Genomic DNA, 22,292 nt, shown 5'->3' with positions numbered 1-22,292 from the left:
TAGGACACGTAAGGATCCATTTGTGAAGCACTGGGATGAAATAGAATCAATGCTAGAATCAGCACCGGAGTTGCAAGCAACTACCATATTAGCATATTTGACAGAAAAGTATCATGGGAATTATAATGGGAAGCAATTACGCTGTTTGCAGAAAAGGTTGAAACATATAATGGACTAATGGTATGGACCTCCTGATATAGAGAATGAAAAGCAGTTGCTAATCTTCTAGGGTTAATATTTAACATATTAAAACAACAATTAAGGAGGTCCATATGGAGGTTACTACAATTGGTATAGATATTGCAAAAAGAATTTTTCAAATTCATGGTGTAGATAAAAATGGCAAGACAGTATTAAAGAAAAAATTGATGAGAGATCAGGTTTTGACATTTATGGCTAATTTACCACAATGTTTAGTAGGGATGGAAGCTTGTGGTGGTTCTAGTTATTGGGCAAGAGAAATAACTAAATTAGGGCATGAAGTAAAACTAATGGCACCGCAATTTGTCAAACCATATGTTAAAACTAATAAAAATGATCAAGCAGATGCTGAAGCGATATGTGAAGCCGTGACAAGACCTAATATGAGATTTGTTGCAATTAAAACTATAGAGCAACAAGAAATTTTATCAATACATAGGGTAAGAGAGAGATTGGTAAAAAATCGTACAGCACTTGCTAATGAAATTAGGGGGCTACTACATGAGTTTGGTTTTATTGTTCCTCAAGGCATTAATAAGGTTATCACAAAATTAATTGAGATTTTAGATGCAGGGAAATTAAGCCAGTTAAGTTATCAAACATTTAGTGAACTAAAAGAAGAATTCTTAGATAATAACAGAAAAATAAAAGAGATAGAAAAACGATTAACAATGATAGCAAGTAACCTAACTCAATATCAACGATTAAGAGCTATACCTGGTCTTGGTTTAATTACTGCTACTGCTTTAATAGGGTAAATTCCAGTATTAATTAAGCCAGATTTATATTTTCTTCCCATACCTCATTGGGTGTTTTATAACCGAGCACTTTTCTTGGTAAATTATTTAGTCTCTCCGCCAAAACTCTAAAAGCCTTATAGGCAATAGGGTTTTAAGGCAAAAATGCATAGTAAAATCCATAAGAAAATGAAAGGTTTTATATGAAAAGCTTATGGAAATACGAAAAAATGGCAATGAGAACATTGAGTACATTTTGAGAAATAGTGTGTTTTTTCATAGAAAAATTTAAAATTAGCCCTCAAAATTAGAGTAATTTGCTCTAAAATCGCACTATTTTTGGAAATTAGTGACACAAGTGATATTTTTTAGAGTTTTGGCGGACGGACTAGTTATGGTTGGTTTATGGGATTTAAATGACATTTAATCATTAATCAGAGATTATAGCTGTTAAAATAACAAAAGCAAATAGAGCTGATTTATCTGTTCTTGAATCTATAACTCAGAAGATAACAGGTAAGGTATTTGGTGATAAAGCGTATATTTGTAAAGAGTTATGGTTTAAACTCTATTCTAGAAATTTAAGAATGATAACTAATATTCGCAAGGATATGAAGAATTATTTACTAGCATTAGAAGATAAAGCTATGTTACGTAAACGATCATTAATTGCATCAGTATTTAATCTCTCAGGGTTTAATTCCCCGAAGCTCTGCTTCGTGATATCATAAGAAACAACTAAAACTTTTTTAGATACCTCGTAGCTCTGCTGCGAGGAGCATCATTTAAATATAGATATATCATGGCTCATTTAACGATAGATGAAAGATTTAAAATATACGAAATGAATAAGAGTGGTTATAGCTCGCGATATATAGGGACAAAGATTGGCCGTGATAAAAGCACTATATGTTATGAACTCAAGAGAATGAGGCATAATTATAGACCAGATAGGGCTAACACACTTGCTTGCAGTTTAAGGCAAGGTAAGAGAAAAAGAAAATTAGATATTGATAATAATTTACGAGCAGAAATAATAAAGCAGTTAACACAGGGTATTTCACCAGATATAATTTCAGGTAGACGTAAACTATCACGAGATACTGTCAATATTTCTACAGAGAGTATATACCAGTTTATTTATACATCTCCTATAGCACAAAGGCAAAAATTATATTTATCTTTAGCAAGAAAAAGGAAAAATAGGTTGCATCATGGTACAAGAATCAGAAACAAAAGAATTACAATACCAAATCGAGTTTCCATTACTGAAAGACCAGAGATAAATAGAAAGATAGCAGCAATAGGTCATTTAGAAGGTGATTTAACTTTTAACAAAGGTAATCAAAGTCGTAATATAGGCGCTCTTGTGGATATCAGAACACAAAAAGTGTTTCTCACTTTAAACCGTTCAAAAAGAACACAAGATGTGATTGGTAACATGAATAAAAAACTTAAACAATTGTCGCATATAATCAAAAGCATAACGTTAGATAATGGCAAAGAATTTACCAATCATGAACAACTATTGCCAAAATCTGAACGAAAAGTATATTTTTGCAATCCTTATTCTCCATGGCAAAAACCATTGATAGAGAAGATTAACTCAATGGTGCACAGAGTATACTCTAAATCTTTAGATATAAAAAAATTAACAATAAAGCAATTACAAGAAATTGAGGATTTTTTAAATAGTCCGTCCGCCAAAACTCTACAAGCCTTATAGATAATATGGTTTTAAGACAAGAAGTAATACAACAATCCGTAAGAAAATGATAAAATATGGTCATAAACCTTATGGATTTCAGTCAATGCCAATAGACAACATTATCAAATCGCAAGAACAAGGGAAACTGTTTGGTTATAAATTAAAAGAAGAATTAAACCCAAATAATAAGCTATATAAATTAAGAGAATTAATAAATTGGTCTAGGCTCGAAGAGTGGTTATCAAAAAATGTTTGTATTAAGAAATTTGGTAGAAATAGAAAATGTCATAGAGTGATGCTTGGCATAACGATGCTACAAGCAATGTATAATTTTTCAGATTCATTATCAGAGGAAGAGCTAAAAGAGAATATGTATTGGCAGTATTTCTGCGGGTGGGAATATATAGAAAAAGACATAGCTATCTCGGAAACTAGTATACGACGGTTTCGTAGTGTATTAGGTGAAGCTGGATATAATGAGATATTATCGGAGTTGATCAGGGTTGGGATAAAAACTAACACAATTAAAAAAAAAGATTTGGAATTAATCATCGCTGATACGACTGTACAAATTAAGAATATCAAACACCCACACGATGTTTATTTAATGGATAAAGCTAGGCTTAGCATAGTAAAGCTTTGCAACAGTTTGGGTATACATTTGAATGAAACATACGCTAGAACCTATAAACGCGATATAGTAAAGCTATGGAAATATAAAGAACATAGTAAAGCCAAGAAGCGTTGGAAAATAATGAAGCATTTAAAAATATTACTGGGTCGTTTGATTAGAGTATGTGAGCGTGAGATCAAAAATAAGCAATTAAACTTGTCTCTCAAAAATCAAGAAGTATTGCAAAAAATAAAACAAATACATAACCAATCTGTTTTAAAAAGAGAAGCTAAAAAGCAATATAAAGAAGATAACAAAGTATTATATAGTTTTCATGCCCCTGAAGTAGAGTGTATAGGAAAGGGAAAACGCAACAAGCCATATGAGTTTGGCAATAAAGTAGCGGTAGTAGTAAGTGGTCGTAGAAATTTTGTTTTATCCGCAAAATCGTTTCATAATAATCCTTATGATGGTCATACATTGCATCAGAGCTTTGAAGCAGTAGAGAGTGTCACTGGAATCAAGATAAAGAAATCATTTGTTGATCTTGGGTATAGTGGTAGCAATGTAAAGGAGAAGAGTAAGGTATATACCCCAAAAACGCGGAAGAAGTTGTTACAAGAGGACAAGTCTATGATCAAGAGACGCAGTGCCATAGAACCAATAATAGGTCACTTAAAGCAATATGGTCGGATGGGTAGAAACTTCTTGAAAGGTATGATAGGAGATATTATCAATCCAATAATCTCTGCTATTGGTTTGAATTTACGATGCATTGCAAATCATTTACAAATCGTGTCTAACTCCACATAAATCAAAAATATCATCATGCAAAAACTAGATGAACGATAAAAAATCGTTAACAATAGCTCCATATCAAAATTAGACCAACACAGAAATGTATCAGTAAAAATTAACATAACTTATTAATTTTTATTGAAAATCTTAGCAATTTGTTGTCAAAACTCTATCCCATTACAAATGATCAGGATTTGAAGTGTTTTTGGCGGATAGACTATTTAAAAAATCCTCAATTTCTTGTAATTGCTTTATTGTTAATCTCTCAGGGTTTAATTCCCCGAAGCTCTGCTTCGTGATATCATAAGAAACAACTAAAACTTTTTTAGATACCTCGTAGCTCTGCTGCGAGGAGCATCATTTTTTTTATATCTAAAGATTTAGAGTATACTCTGTGCACCATTGAGTTAATCTTCTCTATCAATGGTTTTTGCCATGGAGAATAAGGATTGCAAAAATATACTTTTCGTTCAGATTTTGGCAATAGTTGTTCATGATTGGTAAATTCTTTGCCATTATCTAACGTTATGCTTTTGATTATATGCGACAATTGTTTAAGTTTTTTATTCATGTTACCAATCACATCTTGTGTTCTTTTTGAACGGTTTAACGTGAGAAACACTTTTTGTGTTCTGATATCCACAAGAGCGCCTATATTACGACTTTGATTACCTTTGTTAAAAGTTAAATCACCTTATACATGACCTATTGCTGCTATCTTTCTATTTATCTCTGGTCTTTCAGTAATGGAAACTCGATTTGGTATTGTAATTCTTTTGTTTCTGATTCTTGTACCATGATGCAACCTATTTTTCCTTTTTCTTGCTAAAGATAAATATAATTTTTGCCTTTGTGCTATAGGAGATGTATAAATAAACTGGTATATACTCTCTGTAGAAATATTGACAGTATCTCGTGATAGTTTACGTCTACCTGAAATTATATCTGGTGAAATACCCTGTGTTAACTGCTTTATTATTTCTGCTCGTAAATTATTATCAATATCTAATTTTCTTTTTCTCTTACCTTGCCTTAAACTGCAAGCAAGTGTGTTAGCCCTATCTGGTCTATAATTATGCCTCATTCTCTTGAGTTCATAACATATAGTGCTTTTATCACGGCCAATCTTTGTCCCTATATATCGCGAGCTATAACCACTCTTATTCATTTCGTATATTTTAAATCTTTCATCTATCGTTAAATGAGCCATGATATATCTATATTTAAATGATGCTCCTCGTAGCTCTGCTGCGAGGAGCATCATTTAATTATAGAACTTCCCTTCATTCTCACTTATCCATAAGCCTAAAATATCCTTTCTGCCAGATAAATCTATTCCTAAAGCTACATATACTGATTTATTAATAATAAGTTTATCTTGTCTTACTTTCACTACTAAACAGTCAAAATATACTATAGGGTATACTGATTCAAGAGGTCTACTCTGCCAAATCTTGACCTCATCTATTACTTCATCTGTAATCCTGCTGATTAGGCTCTCACTGATCTCAGCTCCATATAATTCTTGCAATTGTGTTTTAATATCAGACACACTCATACCCTTCGCATATAAGGATATTATCTTTTGGTCTAAGCCATCTATTCTTGTTTGTTTCTTTGAGACTATTATAGGTTCAAATTTACCTTGTCTGTCTCTTGGAACATTTAGCTCTATAGTACCATTCTCACTAATCAGATTCTTACTAAAACTACCATTCCTCGCATTCTCAGTTTCAGCTCTATCATACTTGCTATAACCTAAATGTTCTGACATCTCAGCATGCAGTGCTCGCTCTAAAATACCCTTGGTTAATTCCTTAATTAATCTATTCTGACTTAGTACTGTTTTTAAATCTACTCCACCTTCTATCAGCAAATCTATTGCTTCATTTATTTTTTTATTCTTCTCTATTTGCATTTCTGTTACCTATATTTTTAATTACTTCTAATATAGGCTCAACAAAAATTTACACAATCATTGCAAAAGACTCTACTCATTTTTTTGTCTTGATTTTTCATGTATGGACCTCCTGTAGAATGCAAGAAAAAAATAACATCAATAATAAAAACAAACAAATGCAGTCATGTATCCGGCTTATAGCTGATAAATCAACCTAATTTATTCTACAGCCCTGATGGAATTCGCTGGCTTACAAACTATATACTTATCAGTCCATCGGCTTCTAAAAGAGCCACTGAAAAACGCAGTTTTTTTGTAAGCTAAGGTTTGTCTTATTTACCATCAATATTAATTATCTCAAGCATATTTCGGGTTGGAATCTCTTACATATTGTTTTGCTTTTACCTATTCATTATATAAATCACCATTTATTTTACTTATAAGTGCTATGCTACACACTCTTTAGCTACAAACTTTACTCTCTACATAATCATCTCCTGATCTTAGTACAGCAAACACCACTCTTGCCAACTTATTAGCTATGGCAACTGTCGTTTTATTATGGCTACTTCGCTCAGATAAATTAAACATCCATTTCGTAAATTGGCTAAAATCTTTTTTAGATTTCTGTTCTTCCGATGTAAATCTTATCTTGGCATTTAGTACAGCTCTAGCCCCTTGAATTAATAAAGTGCGTAAGTATACATCACCTCGCTTGCTAATTCCCAGCAGCTTATCCTTCCCACCACTTGAATGTTGTCTTGGCACTAATCCTAGCCATGCCGATAATTGCCTGCCATTCTCAAAACTTGTAGCATTACCTATTGATGCTATTAAAGCAGTAGCAGTAATTAAACCAAGACCAGGTATAGCTCTTAATCGTTGATATTGAGTTAGGTTACTTGCTATCATTGTTAATCGTTTTTCTATCTCTTTTATTTTTCTGTTATTATCTAAGAATTCTTCTTTTAGTTCACTAAATGTTTGATAACTTAACTGGCTTAATTTCCCTGCATCTAAAATCTCAATTAATTTTGTGATAACCTTATTAATGCCTTGAGGAACAATAAAACCAAACTCATGTAGTAGCCCCCTAATTTCATTAGCAAGTGCTGTACGATTTTTTACCAATCTCTCTCTTACCCTATGTATTGATAAAATTTCTTGTTGCTCTATAGTTTTAATTGCAACAAATCTCATATTAGGTCTTGTCACGGCTTCACATATCGCTTCAGCATCTGCTTGATCATTTTTATTAGTTTTAACATATGGTTTGACAAATTGCGGTGCCATTAGTTTTACTTCATGCCCTAATTTAGTTATTTCTCTTGCCCAATAACTAGAACCACCACAAGCTTCCATCCCTACTAAACATTGTGGTAAATTAGCCATAAATGTCAAAACCTGATCTCTCATCAATTTTTTCTTTAATACTGTCTTGCCATTTTTATCTACACCATGAATTTGAAAAATTCTTTTTGCAATATCTATACCAATTGTAGTAACCTCCATATGGACCTCCTTAATTGTTGTTTTAATATGTTAAATATTAACCCTAGAAGATTAGCAACTGCTTTTCATTCTCTATATCAGGAGGTCCATACCATTAGTCCACTATCAACCTTTTCTGCAAACAGCGTAATTGCTTCCCATTATAATTCCCATGATACTTTTCTGTCAAATATGCTAATATGGTAGTTGCTTGCAACTCCGGTGCTGATTCTAGCATTGATTCTATTTCATCCCAGTGCTTCACAAATGGATCCTTACGTGTCCTATATTTACGTATTGTGCGTAATTCGCTTGGATACTTATTAATACGTAAATACTTACGTGCCGTTTTTACACTCATACCTGCTTTTGCAGCAGAAATTATCTGATTATATTTTTTGATCTTTTGCATTAAAATACCTACTTGGTTATTTGTACATGTCATCAGTAATTCTCGAATAATATTTAAATATTTAAAAATAAATTTTTATTCGATTTTACTGTCCATAGTTACTTCTTTTTTATAGGTAATTTTAATGTTCGTTGAGGGTAATTCTAATATTCGTTAGTCAAAATTCTACCATCAAATTTGATCATAAAATGAGCCATAGCTTCATTCCAATTTGGGGATAGGCATAGACCATTTTTTGGTAATATAATCAATTGTCAGATATAAAACCTTAAATACTGCGTCATCATTTGGAAAGATGCGTTTATTCTTAGTAACTTTTCTCAATTGGCTATTCAGCGATTCTATCGCATTTGTAGTGTAAATAATCTTACGAATCTCCTTTGGATATTGCAAGAAAATTATCAAATTATCCCAATTATTATACCAAGATTTAGCTATATGCGGATATTGCTTACTCCATTTTTGATCAAATGACTCAAGAGCTAATTCTGCTTCTTTTTCAGTAGCAGAAGTATAGATTAGTTTCAAATCCGCTGCTAATTGCTTTCTATCTTTATATGATACATATTTGAGGCTATTCCTGATCTGATGGACAATACAAATTTGATGTTCAGTTTTCGGGTATACTGATGCAATAGCATCAGACATACCAGTTAGATTATCACTACAAGCAATTAAGATATCTTTTACTCCTCTATTTTTCATCTCAGTAAAATTACCAAGCCAAAATTTAGCTCCTTCATTCTCACTTATCCATAAGCCTAAAATATCCTTTCTGCCAGATAAATCTATGCCTAAAGCTACATATACTGATTTATTAATAATAAGTTTATCTTGTCTTACTTTCACTACTAAACAGTCAAAATATACTATAGGGTATACTGATTCAAGCGGTCTACTCTGCCAAATCTTGACCTCATCTATTACTTCATCTGTAATCCTGCTGATTAGGCTCTCACTGATCTCAGCTCCATATAATTCTTGCAATTGTGTTTTAATATCAGACACACTCATACCCTTCGCATATAAGGATATTATCTTTTGGTCTAAGCCATCTATTCTTGTTTGTTTCTTTGAGACTATTATAGGTTCAAATTTACCTTGTCTGTCTCTTGGAACATTTAGCTCTATAGTACCATTCTCACTAATCAGATTCTTACTAAAACTACCATTCCTCGCATTCTCAGTTTCAGCTCTATCATACTTGCTATAACCTAAATGTTCTGACATCTCAGCATGCAGTGCTCGCTCTAAAATACCCTTGGTTAATTCCTTAAATGATGCTCCTCGCAGCAGAGCTACGAGGTATCTAAAAAAGTTTTAGTTGTTTCTTATGATATCACGAAGCAGAGCTTCGGGGAATTAAACCCTGAGAGATTAATCCATTCTGACTTAGTACTGTTTTTAAATCTACTCCGCCTTTTATCAGCAAATCTATTGCTTCATTTATTTTTTTATTCTTCTCTATTTGCATTTCTGTTACCTAGTCTATCCGCCAAAAACACTTCAAATCCTGATCATTTGTAATGGGATAGAGTTTTGACAACAAATTGCTAAGATTTTCAATAAAAATTAATAAGTTATGTTAATTTTTACTGATACATTTCTGTGTTGGTCTAATTTTGATATGGAGCTATTGTTAACGATTTTTTATCGTTCATCTAGTTTTTGCATGATGATATTTTTGATTTATGTGGAGTTAGACACGATTTGTAAATGATTTGCAATGCATCGTAAATTCAAACCAATAGCAGAGATTATTGGATTGATAATATCTCCTATCATACCTTTCAAGAAGTTTCTACCCATCCGACCATATTGCTTTAAGTGACCTATTATTGGTTCTATGGCACTGCGTCTCTTGATCATAGACTTGTCCTCTTGTAACAACTTCTTCCGCGTTTTTGGGGTATATACCTTACTCTTCTCCTTTACATTGCTACCACTATACCCAAGATCAACAAATGATTTCTTTATCTTGATTCCAGTGACACTCTCTACTGCTTCAAAGCTCTGATGCAATGTATGACCATCATAAGGATTATTATGAAACGATTTTGCGGATAAAACAAAATTTCTACGACCACTTACTACTACCGCTACTTTATTGCCAAACTCATATGGCTTGTTGCGTTTTCCCTTTCCTATACACTCTACTTCAGGGGCATGAAAACTATATAATACTTTGTTATCTTCTTTATATTGCTTTTTAGCTTCTCTTTTTAAAACAGATTGGTTATGTATTTGTTTTATTTTTTGCAATACTTCTTGATTTTTGAGAGACAAGTTTAATTGCTTATTTTTGATCTCACGCTCACATACTCTAATCAAACGACCCAGTAATATTTTTAAATGCTTCATTATTTTCCAACGCTTCTTGGCTTTACTATGTTCTTTATATTTCCATAGCTTTACTATATCGCGTTTATAGGTTCTAGCGTATGTTTCATTCAAATGTATACCCAAACTGTTGCAAAGCTTTACTATGCTAAGCCTAGCTTTATCCATTAAATAAACATCGTGTGGGTGTTTGATATTCTTAATTTGTACAGTCGTATCAGCGATGATTAATTCCAAATCTTTTTTTTTAATTGTGTTAGTTTTTATCCCAACCCTGATCAACTCCGATAATATCTCATTATATCCAGCTTCACCTAATACACTACGAAACCGTCGTATACTAGTTTCCGAGATAGCTATGTCTTTTTCTATATATTCCCACCCGCAGAAATACTGCCAATACATATTCTCTTTTAGCTCTTCCTCTGATAATGAATCTGAAAAATTATACATTGCTTGTAGCATCGTTATGCCAAGCATCACTCTATGACATTTTCTATTTCTACCAAATTTCTTAATACAAACATTTTTTGATAACCACTCTTCGAGCCTAGACCAATTTATTAATTCTCTTAATTTATATAGCTTATTATTTGGGTTTAATTCTTCTTTTAATTTATAACCAAACAGTTTCCCTTGTTCTTGCGATTTGATAATGTTGTCTATTGGCATTGACTGAAATCCATAAGGTTTATGACCATATTTTATCATTTTCTTACGGATTGTTGTATTACTTCTTGTCTTAAAACCATATTATCTATAAGGCTTGTAGAGTTTTGGCGGACGGACTACCTATATTTTTAATTACTTCTAATATAGGCTCAACAAAAATTTACACAATCATTGCAAAAGACTCGCGGATTTGAAACTAATCTATACTTCTGCTACTGAAAAAGAAGCAGAATTAGCTCTTGAGTCATTTGATCAAAAATGGAGTAAGCAATATCCGTATATAGCTAAATCTTGGTATAATAATTGGGATAATTTGATAATTTTCTTGCAATATCCAAAGGAGATTCGTAAGATTATTTACACTACAAATGCGATAGAATCGCTGAATAGCCAATTGAGAAAAGTTACTAAGAATAAACGCATCTTTCCAAATGATGACGCAGTATTTAAGGTTTTATATCTGACAATTGATTATATTACCAAAAAATGGTCTATGCCTATCCCCAACTGGAATGAAGCTATGGCTCATTTTATGATCAAATTTGATGGTAGGATTTAATGGCTCACGAAATTTACACAATTGATGAAACAGAGCCAGGTTTTGTTCTCCTTAGTCCTTGAATTTTCAATTGTAACCGACGCCAACCTAGCCATTTTTTCAATAACCCGTCTAACTGAAGTTTTGTCAAAACTTCAGGTCTAAAGATTTACATTATTAGAACAATATCTTTAACTTTAATGAACCTTGATGACTAGTATATTTGTTACGTAAATTACAGTGATACGTTGCAAGTAGCTCAATATTCTTATAAGATGCAAGTAAATTTGCACCTACAGTATAGCTGACTTTTGGTGTGCTATTGCTTGTAGTCTTCTCAAAGTAATTATCTGCCCAAATAAATCTAGCTTTCACCTTAGGTTGCTTATTGCTCAAACTATTTTCTATGGAAGCATGTAATCCCGGTACTATTTGAGCATCGTTTGATACTCTCTTAGGAGTAGTTATTTTTATACCTAGAATACCGGTAGTTAAGTTACCCGACGTACCTGCGATATACATATTATTCACGCCTGTACCGGTTTCGATATAAGAAGTATCTTTATACGTATTATATCTAATACCAATATTAGGCATTAAATTTATACCGTCCATGACAGAGAATTGATAACCGATATTACCCTCAAAACCGTAAGCTTTGCTTGTATATTTACCGCTAGCAGTCTTATACCTATTAGGTCCAACTTGTCTTAAATTCTTGGTGTTAATTTTACTGTTACTTGCTGAAAATATTTCTTGTAATATAAGACCGATACTAAATTGTTGTTGGCCGTATAGAGAAATAATATCGCTTTCTGCCGACAGTTTATCACCAGTGCTTGGATCTTTAAACCTAAAGTCAGCGTTCATACGGCTATATGCAATACCGACAAGACTATTTTCCCCGATATAAATATCACCACCGATAATACCGCCGGATACAGTGCCTTTATAGCTAGGATTACCTTGATGTGCATCTTGATTACTTGAACCAAAAGTACCGATAACCCATAATCCTTTTTTAGTAACTATAGGGCTTTCTTGATCACCCGCTGCAACTGCTACCATAGTACCACCTGATAGGTGATTATTAATGTTAGAAGTGACTACTTTATACATCATATTTGCTACATTAACCGCTCTTGTTCCTTGCTCGGTTAAATGCTCTACTACTTTTTTTATATTATCAGGTGCAACCTGAGCTAAATTTGTTGCAAATAATAAAGCTTGCTCTTGTTGTGTTTTACCCACTACAAAAGCATCATAATTAGCTATTTTAATCACTTCTTTTAGTTCAGCTTTATTCTTTACTAATTCTTGAGCCAGTTCTACCGCATATTTTTCAGGATTTTTTATAACAAGTGTAGATTTTTCTCGGATCACTTCTTTTTGCGCTGCCGATACAAAAGCATTTTCCGTATGTCCAACGATCATATTATTGATTGCCTCAGCTAATTGTTGTGACTCAGGTTTTTTAACATATTCCTCGTCTACTCTTATTGAGTTAGTTTGACATTGCTGATACTCTGCTTGCAGTTTTTGCTGTTCAGCTCTTTCATTAGCTTCACGTTCTGCTTGCAGTTTTTGCTGTTCAGCTCTTTCATTAGCTTCACGTTCTGCTTGCAGTTTTTGCTGTTCAGCTCTTTCATTAGCTTCACGTTCTGCTTGTAGTTTTTGCTGTTCAGCTCTTTCATTAGCTTCACGTTCTGCTTGCAGTTTTTGCTGTTCAGCTCTTTCATTAGCTTCACGTTCTGCTTGCAGTTTTTGCTGTTCAGCTCTTTCATTAGCTTCACGTTCTGCTTGCAGTTTTTGCTGTTCAGCTCTTTCATTAGCTTCACGTTCTGCTTGCAGTTTTTGCTGTTCAGCTCTTTCATTAGCTTCACATTCTGCTTGCAGTTTTTGCTGTTCAGCTCTTTCATTAGCTTCACGTTCTGCTTGTAGTTTTTGCTGTTCAGCTCTTTCATTAGCTTCACGTTCTGCTTGTAGTTTTTGCTGTTCAGCTACTGCATCTGCTTGAACTTTATTTTGAGCCTGCATCGCTTGTATTTGAACATCAACGCTTACTTGTGACTTTGCTACTTTTTGATCTAGTGTTCCCTGTTTTCTTTTGCTCTTTTTGCTTGTTACTGTCACATAACCATCGTCATGATCTGAAGCCATTACTAGTGTATCAACGTGTAATATTGATAAAAATACCAATATTATAATTCGTAACCCTATCTTATAATAACTTACTGTTTGATAAAATTTCATTTTTTAGTACTAATAAAATTAAGACTATGTCAAAACCACTCGACATATATTACAATAATTAAATAAAAATTTGTAATGCAAAGCAAGTAATAATTAACAAAATCAGGTATCCAACAAACCAAAACTTATGCTATAATTAAAAAAGTGATAAATTACTCACCTTACGCATTACGCAGCAGGGCTTTGTTGCATAAATAAGATTTGTAGAGGGTAAATTCCAGTATTAATTAAGCCAGATTTATATTTTCTTCCCATACCTCATTGGGTGTTTTATAACCGAGCACTTTTCTTGGTAAATTATTTAAAAAATCCTCAATTTCTTGTAATTGCTTTATTGTTAATTTTTTTATATCTAAAGATTTAGAGTATACTCTGTGCACCATTGAGTTAATCTTCTCTATCAATGGTTTTTGCCATGGAGAATAAGGATTGCAAAAATATACTTTTCGTTCAGATTTTGGCAATAGTTGTTCATGATTGGTAAATTCTTTGCCATTATCTAACGTTATGCTTTTGATTATATGCGACAATTGTTTAAGTTTTTTATTCATGTTACCAATCACATCTTGTGTTCTTTTTGAACGGTTTAAAGTGAGAAACACTTTTTGTGTTCTGATATCCACAAGAGCGCCTATATTACGACTTTGATTACCTTTGTTAAAAGTTAAATCACCTTCTAAATGACCTATTGCTGCTATCTTTCTATTTATCTCTGGTCTTTCAGTAATGGAAACTCGATTTGGTATTGTAATTCTTTTGTTTCTGATTCTTGTACCATGATGCAACCTATTTTTCCTTTTTCTTGCTAAAGATAAATATAATTTTTGCCTTTGTGCTATAGGAGATGTATAAATAAACTGGTATATACTCTCTGTAGAAATATTGACAGTATCTCGTGATAGTTTACGTCTACCTGAAATTATATCTGGTGAAATACCCTGTGTTAACTGCTTTATTATTTCTGCTCGTAAATTATTATCAATATCTAATTTTCTTTTTCTCTTACCTTGCCTTAAACTGCAAGCAAGTGTGTTAGCCCTATCTGGTCTATAATTATGCCTCATTCTCTTGAGTTCATAACATATAGTGCTTTTATCACGGCCAATCTTTGTCCCTATATATCGCGAGCTATAACCACTCTTATTCATTTCGTATATTTTAAATCTTTCATCTATCGTTAAATGAGCCATGATATATCTATATTTAAATGATGCTCCTCGCAGCAGAGCTACGAGGTATCTAAAAAAGTTTTAGTTGTTTCTTATGATATCACGAAGCAGAGCTTCGGGGAATTAAACCCTGAGAGATTAAAAATTGATTATATCTGGCTTAATTAATTATAGAACTTTCCGCCTACTATAAATCCAAGGAGATGAGTATAAATAAATTAAGTATTTTAAATAGAATAGATGAAATATATACAGATAATCCTGAATTTGGTTATCGCTATATTCATCAACAGTTACTAGAAGATGGTTTTATTGTCGGTAAAGATCGAGTACTGAAATATATGAGGATGATGGGTATAGAAGCTATTTACCCACATAAGAAAAAATCTACTTCTCGAAACGATAGTGAGCATAAGATCTATAGCTACTTACTTGATCAATATTGGACTAAATCTGGCTCAACAAAGCAAGTGTATGTGCCTAATGTGAATGAGGTTTGGAGTGGTGACATTACTTACATTAGAACTAATGGTGGCTTTATGTATATGGCAGCTATTATAGATTGGCATAGCAAGGCCATATTGAGCTATAAACTGTCAAATTCTATGGATGCATCTCTTGTAACTGATGTCTTGAAACAAGCTCTCAGTAAGTATAACGCTCCACAGATATTTAATAGTGATCAAGGTAGCCAATATACCAGTTATGACCACATAAATATTCTCAAGGAGCATGATATCCAAATTTCAATGAATGGCAAAGGTAGAAGTATTGATAATATAGTAATAGAAAGGTTTTTTAGAACTTTAAAATATAATTGTATCTTTATTAATGATTTTAACAATGTTAAAACCTGAATTCTGGATTAATCTAGGTTTGGAAGTAAGTATTTACAAGGGATAGAAGATACTCTATATAATTTTTAGCAAAAAAACAAGAGTATCCCCATGAAGAAAGATATTACTGCATTATTTTGTTTTGTCGATGATTTTTGTAAAATTAGCGAGCAGTGGATTAATAAATCATTTCTACCATTAATTAATAAAAACCCTACAAGAAAGCCTGAAATAAGCTATTCTGAGCTGTTAACAATAGTGCTTTTATACCATCAATCACCTTGTAAAAACTTTAAATATTTTTATATGTCCTATCTACAATTATATAAATCAGACTTTGTAACTCTTCCATCATATACTCGTTTTATAGCTCTAAAACCAAGAGTTCTGTGTTATTTAGTTTTATTACTTGAATGGTATATGCAGGCAGCTCAATCTACGGGAGTTTCTTATATTGACGCCACATCTTTAGAGGTTTGTCATCGAAAAAGAATCTCTCGTAATAAAGTCTTTGCCGGTATTGCTGCTTTGGGTAAAACAACAAAAAGTTGGTTTTTTGGTCTAAAATTACATTTGGTTATTAACGAAAAAGGTGAGATTCAAGGTCTAAAACTAACGCCTGGTAATGTAGATGATAGAGCGCCGGTTTCGATAATCACCAAACATATCACGGGATTATTGTTTGGCGATAAGGGTTATATCAAACAGGAGCTCTTTGATGATCTATACAGCAAAGGAATCAAGTTAGTAACTGGCATAAAGAAGAAAATGAAGAATAAACTTATGCCATTATTTGAAAAAATATTATTACGCAAACGCTCAATTATCGAAACAGTATTTAGTGTGCTGAAGGGTGCTTTCGAGATCGAACATACAAGACATAGATCAATTTGGAATGCCTTTGTACATATCTTATCCGCCCTAATTGCATACTGTATGAAACCTAACAAACCTGCTATATCTCAAAATTAGCTAATCCAGAATTCAGGTTTAAAGAGTTAAAAGAGGGGATTGATCATTATCTGAATAAATATAATTATCACAGATTTCATTCAAGTATTGGTTATAAAAAGCCTATGAATGTATATCTGAATTATATGCAAAATTATCAGCAAATTGCTGCCTGATAATCGAAAAATTAGGAAAACATACTACTCGGCTCTGTCTCATCAATTGTGTAAATTTCGTGAACCATTAAATTCTACCATCAAATTTGATCATAAAATGAGCCATAGCTTCATTCCAATTGGGGATAGGCATAGACCATTTTTTGGTAATATAATCAATTGTCAGATATAAAACCTTAAATACTGCGTCATCATTTGGAAAGATGCGTTTATTCTTAGTAACTTTTCTCAATTGGCTATTCAGCGATTCTATGTAATAGTTGAGATTATATCTTACATTTAGTAAAATAAATTAATTATTAAATGGAGATAAAGAATGAACTTAAATCAAAAAATAATAAAACCAAAATTAGGTTTACTTGAATTAGCTAAGAGCCTTGGTAGTATATCATCAGCATGTAAAGCGATGGGATATAGTAGAGATAGTTATTACAGATTTAAAGAACTGTATGAAACTGGTGGCGAAGAAGCGTTGTATGAAATTAGTCGAAGAAAGCCAATAATAGCGAATAGAGTTGATCCTGCTGTAGAGAAAGCAGTACTAGATATGGCAATAGAATATCCAGCATATGGTCAGCTAAGAGTATCAAATGAGCTTAAAAAGACAGGTGTACTTGTATCACCTGGGGGAGTAAGATCAATTTGGTTACGTAATGATTTAAACAACATCAGTAAAAGACTTAAAGCATTAGAAGCAAAAATGGCTCAAGATGGTATTGTGCTTACTGAGGCACAATTACAAGTGCTAGAGAAGCGTCGTAATGAAAAAGAAGCTCATGGAGAAATTGAGATACAGCATCCAGGGTATCTAGGATGCCAAGATACATATTATGTAGGCAACTTTAAGGGTATAGGTAAGGTTTATTCTCAGGTATTTATTGATAGCTACAGCAGAGTAGCTGATGTTAAACTATATACTGATAAAACAGCTTTAACTGCTGCTGATATGCTTAATGACCGAGTGTTACCATGGTATGAGACTCAAGGGATACCAATACTTCGTATTCTGACAGATCGTGGGTCAGAATATAAGGGGAATATAGAGCATCATGCTTTTGAATTATTTCTAAGTATCGAAGGTATAGAGCATACTACTACTAAAGCATATTCTCCTCAAACAAACGGTATGTGTGAGCGTTTTAATAAAACCATGAAACAAGAATTCTTTGATACAGCTATGCGGAAAAAGATTTATACAGATCTTGATGACCTACAATTAGATCTTGATATCTGGCTAGAGTATTTCAATAATGAAAGACCTCATTCTGGTAAATATTGTTATGGAAAAACTCCTATGCGAGTCTTTTGCAATGATTGTGTAAATTTTTGTTGAGCCTATATTAGAAGTAATTAAAAATATAGGTAACAGAAATGCAAATAGAGAAGAATAAAAAAATAAATGAAGCAATAGATTTGCTGATAGAAGGCGGAGTAGATTTAAAAACAGTACTAAGTCAGAATGGATTAATTAAGGAATTAACCAAGGGTATTTTAGAGCGAGCACTGCATGCTGAGATGTCAGAACATTTAGGTTATAGCAAGTATGATAGAGCTGAAACTGAGAATGCGAGGAATGGTAGTTTTAGTAAGAATCTGATTAGTGAGAATGGTACTATAGAGATAAATGTTCCAAGAGACAGACAAGGTAAATTTGAACCTATAATAGTCTCAAAGAAACAAACAAGAATAGATGGCTTAGACCAAAAGATAATATCCTTATATGCGAAGGGTATGAGTGTGTCTGATATTAAAACACAATTGCAAGAATTATATGGAGCTGAGATCAGTGAGAGCCTAATCAGCAGGATTACAGATGAAGTAATAGATGAGGTCAAGATTTGGCAGAGTAGACCTCTTGAATCAGTATACCCTATAGTATATTTTGACTGTTTAGTAGTGAAAGTAAGACAAGATAAACTTATTATTAATAAATCAGTATATGTAGCTTTAGGAATAGATTTATCTGGCAGAAAGGATATTTTAGGCTTATGGATAAGTGAGAATGAAGGAGCTAAATTTTGGCTTGGTAATTTTACTGAAATGAAGAATCGAGGAGTAAAAGATATCTTAATTGCTTGTAGTGATAATCTAACTGGTATGTCTGATGCTATTGCATCAGTATATCCGAAAACTGAACATCAAATTTGTATTGTCCATCAGATCAGGAATAGCCTCAAATATGTATCATATAAAGATAGAAAGCAATTAGCAGCGGATTTGAAACTAATCTATACTTCTGCTACTGAAAAAGAAGCAGAATTAGCTCTTGAGTCATTTGATCAAAAATGGAGTAAGCAATATCCGCATATAGCTAAATCTTGGTATAATAATTGGGATAATTTGATAATTTTCTTGCAATATCCAAAGGAGATTCGTAAGATTATTTACACTACAAATGCGATAGAATCGCTGAATAGCCAATTGAGAAAAGTTACTAAGAATAAACGCATCTTTCCAAATGATGACGCAGTATTTAAAGTTTTATATCTGACAATTGATTATATTACCAAAAAATGGTCTATGCCTATCCCCAATTGGAATGAAGCTATGGCTCATTTTATGATCAAATTTGATGGTAGAATTTAATGGTTCACGAAATTTACACAATTGATGAGACAGAGCCTCCTATGCAAACTTTTAAGGATGGCTTTGTTGCATAAATAAGCTTTTGAATATACTGCCCCTAACCCCGCAATGCTAGCCTAGCCAACAGGCACAGAGATAGGTTTACCAATTTCAAACATTTTGTTTAATAAGTGGCATTTAATAGACATTTCTTTTGTCATATTTTGATCATGTCTTGATAGAAATTTACTACCAAAAGAAGTTTTAAATCGAAAGAACGTGTTCTCTACACGCTCCCTTCTACCATAATTATTCTTTACCCTCCATGCTTGGTATCCTTTGTTTTGTTGATATATAACAGCTGCATCTCTCTCAGTTTTATCCCTAAGCGATTGAACTTTTACTGAAGAGTTTGGGGGTCTAATAACTGGTTTTATCTTCTTCTTTCTCAACAATTGATATGTAGATTCACCGTCATACCCTCGATCTCCCAGAAAATCCTTGGCTCTGACATTAGCTATTAGTAGTCCAATCTGTGATCTATCATCTATAGTATGCTCTGTGGTACTATCGGCAAGTATCATACCTTGATCTTCTATAACGATATGTAGCTTTTTCCATATGCGACGCTTATATTGCTTACCATGCTTATTTTCTAGCCATTCGTTCCCTGTGTAGGCTTGTATCCCTGTACTATCCATTGAAATACAACTAAATTCTTTATCTTGATTTCCATGTAAATACCTAAGATCTAATGACTTCATACGCTTACTTAATGTTGTATAGTCTGGACATCTAATAGATAAACCCGATATTTCAAAGAGCCAGTTTATAAAGCCTTGGGTTTGGCGTAACTTAAGACCGAATAAGCATCTGATCTTCAAACACTGTAATATAGCGTGATCACTATAGCGTCTAGGTCTTCCTCGTTTCATTTCCTCTCTGTAATCAGCATACCAGCCAATCGCCAAATCACTGGCAATCATAAAATCTATGCGACCCCTATTGCGTAAAAAATTATTATATTCTGACCAATTCGTTATTTTATATTTAGAATACTTGCGTGATTTACTAAAAGGGGCTTTCTTCCGAGATCTCATATAATCTGGATTATTTTTTAATTCAGGACATCTTACCAGATTATCACCACTCTTGCTCTACAAATTTTATTTATGCAACAAAGCCATAGCTAATGTCAGAGCCAAGGATTTTCTGGGAGATCGAGGGTATGACGGTGAATCTACATATCAATTGTTGAGAAAGAAGAAGATAAAACCAGTTATTAGACCCCCAAACTCTTCAGTAAAAGTTCAATCGCTTAGGGATAAAACTGAGAGAGATGCAGCTGTTATATATCAACAAAACAAAGGATACCAAGCATGGAGGGTAAAGAATAATTATGGTAGAAGGGAGCGTGTAGAGAACACGTTCTTTCGATTTAAAACTTCTTTTGGTAGTAAGTTTCTATCAAGACATGATCAAAATATGACAAAAGAAATGTCTATTAAATGCCACTTATTAAACAAAATGTTTGAAATTGGTAAACCTATCTCTGTGCCTGTTGGCTAGGCTAGCATTGCGGGGTTAGGGGCAGTATATTCAAAAGCTTATTTATGTGTAGAAGTCAAGATTTGATCTTACAGACACTATAAATTTCGTACCTGATTGTCAGTTAAATTTTGACTGTCAGATACATATTCAAGATACAAGATTTCATTATTCTTTTCAACAGCTAATTTCTTACTATCCTTAAAAGTTTGCATAGGAGTTTTACCATAACAATATTTACCAGAATGAGGTCTTTCATTATTGAAATACTCTAGCCAGATATCAAGATCTAATTGTAGGTCATCAAGATTTGTATAAATCTTTTTCCGCATAGCTGTATCAAAGAATTCTTGTTTCATTGTTTTATTAAAACGCTCACACATACCGTTTGTTTGAGGAGAATATGCTTTAGTAGTAGTATGCTCTATACCTTCGATACTTAGAAATAATTCAAAAGCATGATGCTCTATATTCCCCTTATATTCTGACCCACGATCTGTAAGAATACGAAGTATTGGTATCCCTTGAGTCTCATACCATGGTAACACTCGGTCATTAAGCATATCAGCAGCAGTTAAAGCTGTTTTATCAGTATATAGTTTAACATCAGCTACTCTGCTGTAGCTATCAATAAATACCTGAGAATAAACCTTACCTATACCCTTAAAGTTGCCTACATAATATGTATCTTGGCATCCTAGATACCCTGGATGCTGTGTCTCAATTTCTCCATGAGCTTCTTTTTCATTACGACGCTTCTCTAGCACTTGTAATTGTGCCTCAGTAAGCACAATACCATCTTGAGCCATTTTTGCTTCTAATGCTTTAAGTCTTTTACTGATGTTGTTTAAATCATTACGTAACCAAATTGATCTTACTCCCCCAGGTGATACAAGTACACCAGTTTTTTTAAGCTCATTTGATACTCTTAGCTGACCATATGCTGGATATTCTATTGCCATATCTAGTACTGCTTTCTCTACAGCAGGATCAACTCTATTCGCTATTATTGGCTTTCTTCGACTAATTTCATACAACGCTTCTTCGCCACCAGTTTCATACAGTTCTTTAAATCTGTAATAACTATCTCTACTATATCCCATCGCTTTACATGCTGATGATATACTACCAAGGCTCTTAGCTAATTCAAGTAAACCTAATTTTGGTTTTATTATTTTTTGATTTAAGTTCATTCTTTATCTCCATTTAATAATTAATTTATTTTACTAAATGTAAGATATAATCTTGTATCTTAGTATTGTCTTTAGTAAACAACTATAAGATACTTAAGGGCACTTAAGTAAGAAGACTAATATGCCGTATTAAATCTTAGGGCTATGTAACCCTGTAGTTGAGATCAAACAATTAGTCTTCACATACTCAT

The 22,292-nt window shown here is 33.0% G+C and carries 15 protein-coding genes and 8 pseudogenes; 11 read left to right on the top strand and 12 right to left on the bottom strand.

What is annotated here, in order from left to right:
* Window positions 1–22 precede the first annotated feature (22 nt).
* The 5 genes and pseudogenes from AAHI98_RS14715 (at window position 23) to AAHI98_RS14695 (ending at window position 4,072) form a co-directional block, all read left to right on the top strand.
* Window positions 23–178: a hypothetical protein gene (locus tag AAHI98_RS14715; RefSeq protein ID WP_342226312.1), complete on the top strand. Its 156-nt coding sequence runs from the start codon at window positions 23–25 to the stop codon at window positions 176–178.
* 94 nt (window positions 179–272) lie between these two features.
* Window positions 273–953: pseudogene (locus tag AAHI98_RS14710) on the top strand (IS110 family RNA-guided transposase); the annotation flags it as partial.
* A gap of 366 nt (window positions 954–1,319) precedes the next feature.
* A pseudogene (locus AAHI98_RS14705) lies at window positions 1,320–1,627 on the top strand (transposase); the annotation flags it as partial.
* 113 nt (window positions 1,628–1,740) lie between these two features.
* Complete coding sequence (locus tag AAHI98_RS14700; protein WP_342224957.1) at window positions 1,741–2,664, top strand: IS30 family transposase; 924 nt, start codon at window positions 1,741–1,743, stop codon at window positions 2,662–2,664.
* Between the two features lie 46 nt (window positions 2,665–2,710).
* Complete coding sequence (locus tag AAHI98_RS14695) at window positions 2,711–4,072, top strand: IS5 family transposase (RefSeq protein WP_342224717.1); 1,362 nt, start codon at window positions 2,711–2,713, stop codon at window positions 4,070–4,072.
* 162 nt (window positions 4,073–4,234) lie between these two features.
* On the opposite strand, the pseudogene AAHI98_RS18835 reads toward AAHI98_RS14695, so the two are convergent.
* From AAHI98_RS18835 to AAHI98_RS14655, 7 genes and pseudogenes are all read right to left on the bottom strand, one after another.
* Window positions 4,235–5,267 (bottom strand): annotated as a pseudogene (locus tag AAHI98_RS18835) (IS30 family transposase).
* Between the two features lie 60 nt (window positions 5,268–5,327).
* Window positions 5,328–5,975, bottom strand: a pseudogene (locus tag AAHI98_RS14680) (IS256 family transposase); the annotation flags it as partial.
* A 444-nt stretch (window positions 5,976–6,419) separates the two neighbouring features.
* Window positions 6,420–7,469, bottom strand: coding sequence for an IS110 family RNA-guided transposase (locus AAHI98_RS14675; RefSeq protein ID WP_342224642.1), 1,050 nt, complete (start codon window positions 7,467–7,469; stop codon window positions 6,420–6,422).
* 94 nt (window positions 7,470–7,563) lie between these two features.
* A complete protein-coding gene (locus AAHI98_RS14670) occupies window positions 7,564–7,893 on the bottom strand; it encodes a hypothetical protein (RefSeq protein WP_342224746.1) in 330 nt (109 codons plus the stop codon).
* A 110-nt stretch (window positions 7,894–8,003) separates the two neighbouring features.
* Window positions 8,004–9,135, bottom strand: a pseudogene (locus tag AAHI98_RS14665) (IS256 family transposase); the annotation flags it as partial.
* 64 nt (window positions 9,136–9,199) lie between these two features.
* Window positions 9,200–9,334, bottom strand: coding sequence for a hypothetical protein (locus tag AAHI98_RS14660; protein ID WP_342224747.1), 135 nt, complete (start codon window positions 9,332–9,334; stop codon window positions 9,200–9,202).
* A 215-nt stretch (window positions 9,335–9,549) separates the two neighbouring features.
* A complete protein-coding gene (locus AAHI98_RS14655) occupies window positions 9,550–10,911 on the bottom strand; it encodes an IS5 family transposase (protein WP_342224717.1) in 1,362 nt (453 codons plus the stop codon).
* A 145-nt stretch (window positions 10,912–11,056) separates the two neighbouring features.
* Between AAHI98_RS14655 and AAHI98_RS14650 the strand changes: the two are divergent.
* Window positions 11,057–11,431: pseudogene (locus AAHI98_RS14650) on the top strand (transposase); the annotation flags it as partial.
* Window positions 11,432–11,587: 156 nt separating this feature from the next.
* Here the strand turns inward: AAHI98_RS14650 and AAHI98_RS14645 are convergent.
* On the bottom strand, window positions 11,588–12,844 hold the full coding sequence (locus AAHI98_RS14645; protein ID WP_342224815.1) for an autotransporter outer membrane beta-barrel domain-containing protein: 1,257 nt from the start codon (window positions 12,842–12,844) through the stop codon (window positions 11,588–11,590).
* A 1,046-nt stretch (window positions 12,845–13,890) separates the two neighbouring features.
* The gene (locus AAHI98_RS14640; RefSeq protein WP_342224646.1) at window positions 13,891–14,853 is read right to left on the bottom strand and encodes an IS30 family transposase; all 963 of its coding nucleotides are present in this window, start codon (window positions 14,851–14,853) and stop codon (window positions 13,891–13,893) included.
* A 164-nt stretch (window positions 14,854–15,017) separates the two neighbouring features.
* Between AAHI98_RS14640 and AAHI98_RS14635 the strand changes: the two are divergent.
* Both AAHI98_RS14635 and AAHI98_RS14630 read left to right on the top strand, forming a co-directional pair.
* Window positions 15,018–15,680 (top strand): annotated as a pseudogene (locus AAHI98_RS14635) (IS3 family transposase); the annotation flags it as partial.
* A 99-nt stretch (window positions 15,681–15,779) separates the two neighbouring features.
* The gene (locus AAHI98_RS14630; protein WP_342225957.1) at window positions 15,780–16,640 is read left to right on the top strand and encodes an IS982 family transposase; all 861 of its coding nucleotides are present in this window, start codon (window positions 15,780–15,782) and stop codon (window positions 16,638–16,640) included.
* A gap of 222 nt (window positions 16,641–16,862) precedes the next feature.
* Here the strand turns inward: AAHI98_RS14630 and AAHI98_RS14625 are convergent.
* Window positions 16,863–17,048: pseudogene (locus AAHI98_RS14625) on the bottom strand (transposase); the annotation flags it as partial.
* Window positions 17,049–17,111: 63 nt separating this feature from the next.
* On the opposite strand from AAHI98_RS14625, the gene AAHI98_RS14620 reads away from it, so the two are divergent.
* Together AAHI98_RS14620 and AAHI98_RS14615 are read left to right on the top strand one after the other, a co-directional pair.
* Window positions 17,112–18,128, top strand: coding sequence for an IS481 family transposase (locus AAHI98_RS14620; RefSeq protein ID WP_342226310.1), 1,017 nt, complete (start codon window positions 17,112–17,114; stop codon window positions 18,126–18,128).
* Between the two features lie 38 nt (window positions 18,129–18,166).
* Window positions 18,167–19,381, top strand: a complete 1,215-nt coding sequence (locus tag AAHI98_RS14615) for an IS256 family transposase (protein WP_342224684.1) — start codon at window positions 18,167–18,169, stop codon at window positions 19,379–19,381.
* Between the two features lie 116 nt (window positions 19,382–19,497).
* Here the strand turns inward: AAHI98_RS14615 and AAHI98_RS14610 are convergent, their stop codons facing one another.
* A complete protein-coding gene (locus AAHI98_RS14610; RefSeq protein ID WP_342224734.1) occupies window positions 19,498–20,460 on the bottom strand; it encodes an IS5 family transposase in 963 nt (320 codons plus the stop codon).
* A 52-nt stretch (window positions 20,461–20,512) separates the two neighbouring features.
* On the opposite strand from AAHI98_RS14610, the gene AAHI98_RS14605 reads away from it, so the two are divergent.
* Entirely contained in the window at window positions 20,513–20,929 is a 417-nt protein-coding gene (locus AAHI98_RS14605; protein WP_342226309.1) for a transposase, read from the top strand.
* 77 nt (window positions 20,930–21,006) lie between these two features.
* Here AAHI98_RS14605 and AAHI98_RS14600 read toward each other — a convergent pair whose 3' ends face one another.
* Complete coding sequence (locus tag AAHI98_RS14600; RefSeq protein ID WP_342225236.1) at window positions 21,007–22,101, bottom strand: IS481 family transposase; 1,095 nt, start codon at window positions 22,099–22,101, stop codon at window positions 21,007–21,009.
* Window positions 22,102–22,292 lie beyond the last annotated feature (191 nt).

Origin of the sequence: Rickettsia endosymbiont of Urophora cardui, from assembly GCF_964030725.1 — a bacterium.
In the GTDB taxonomy this organism is placed as follows: domain Bacteria; phylum Pseudomonadota; class Alphaproteobacteria; order Rickettsiales; family Rickettsiaceae; genus Rickettsia.
Note: the sequence above shows the minus strand (reverse complement) of the source record. Positions and strands in the feature narration are given on the sequence as shown.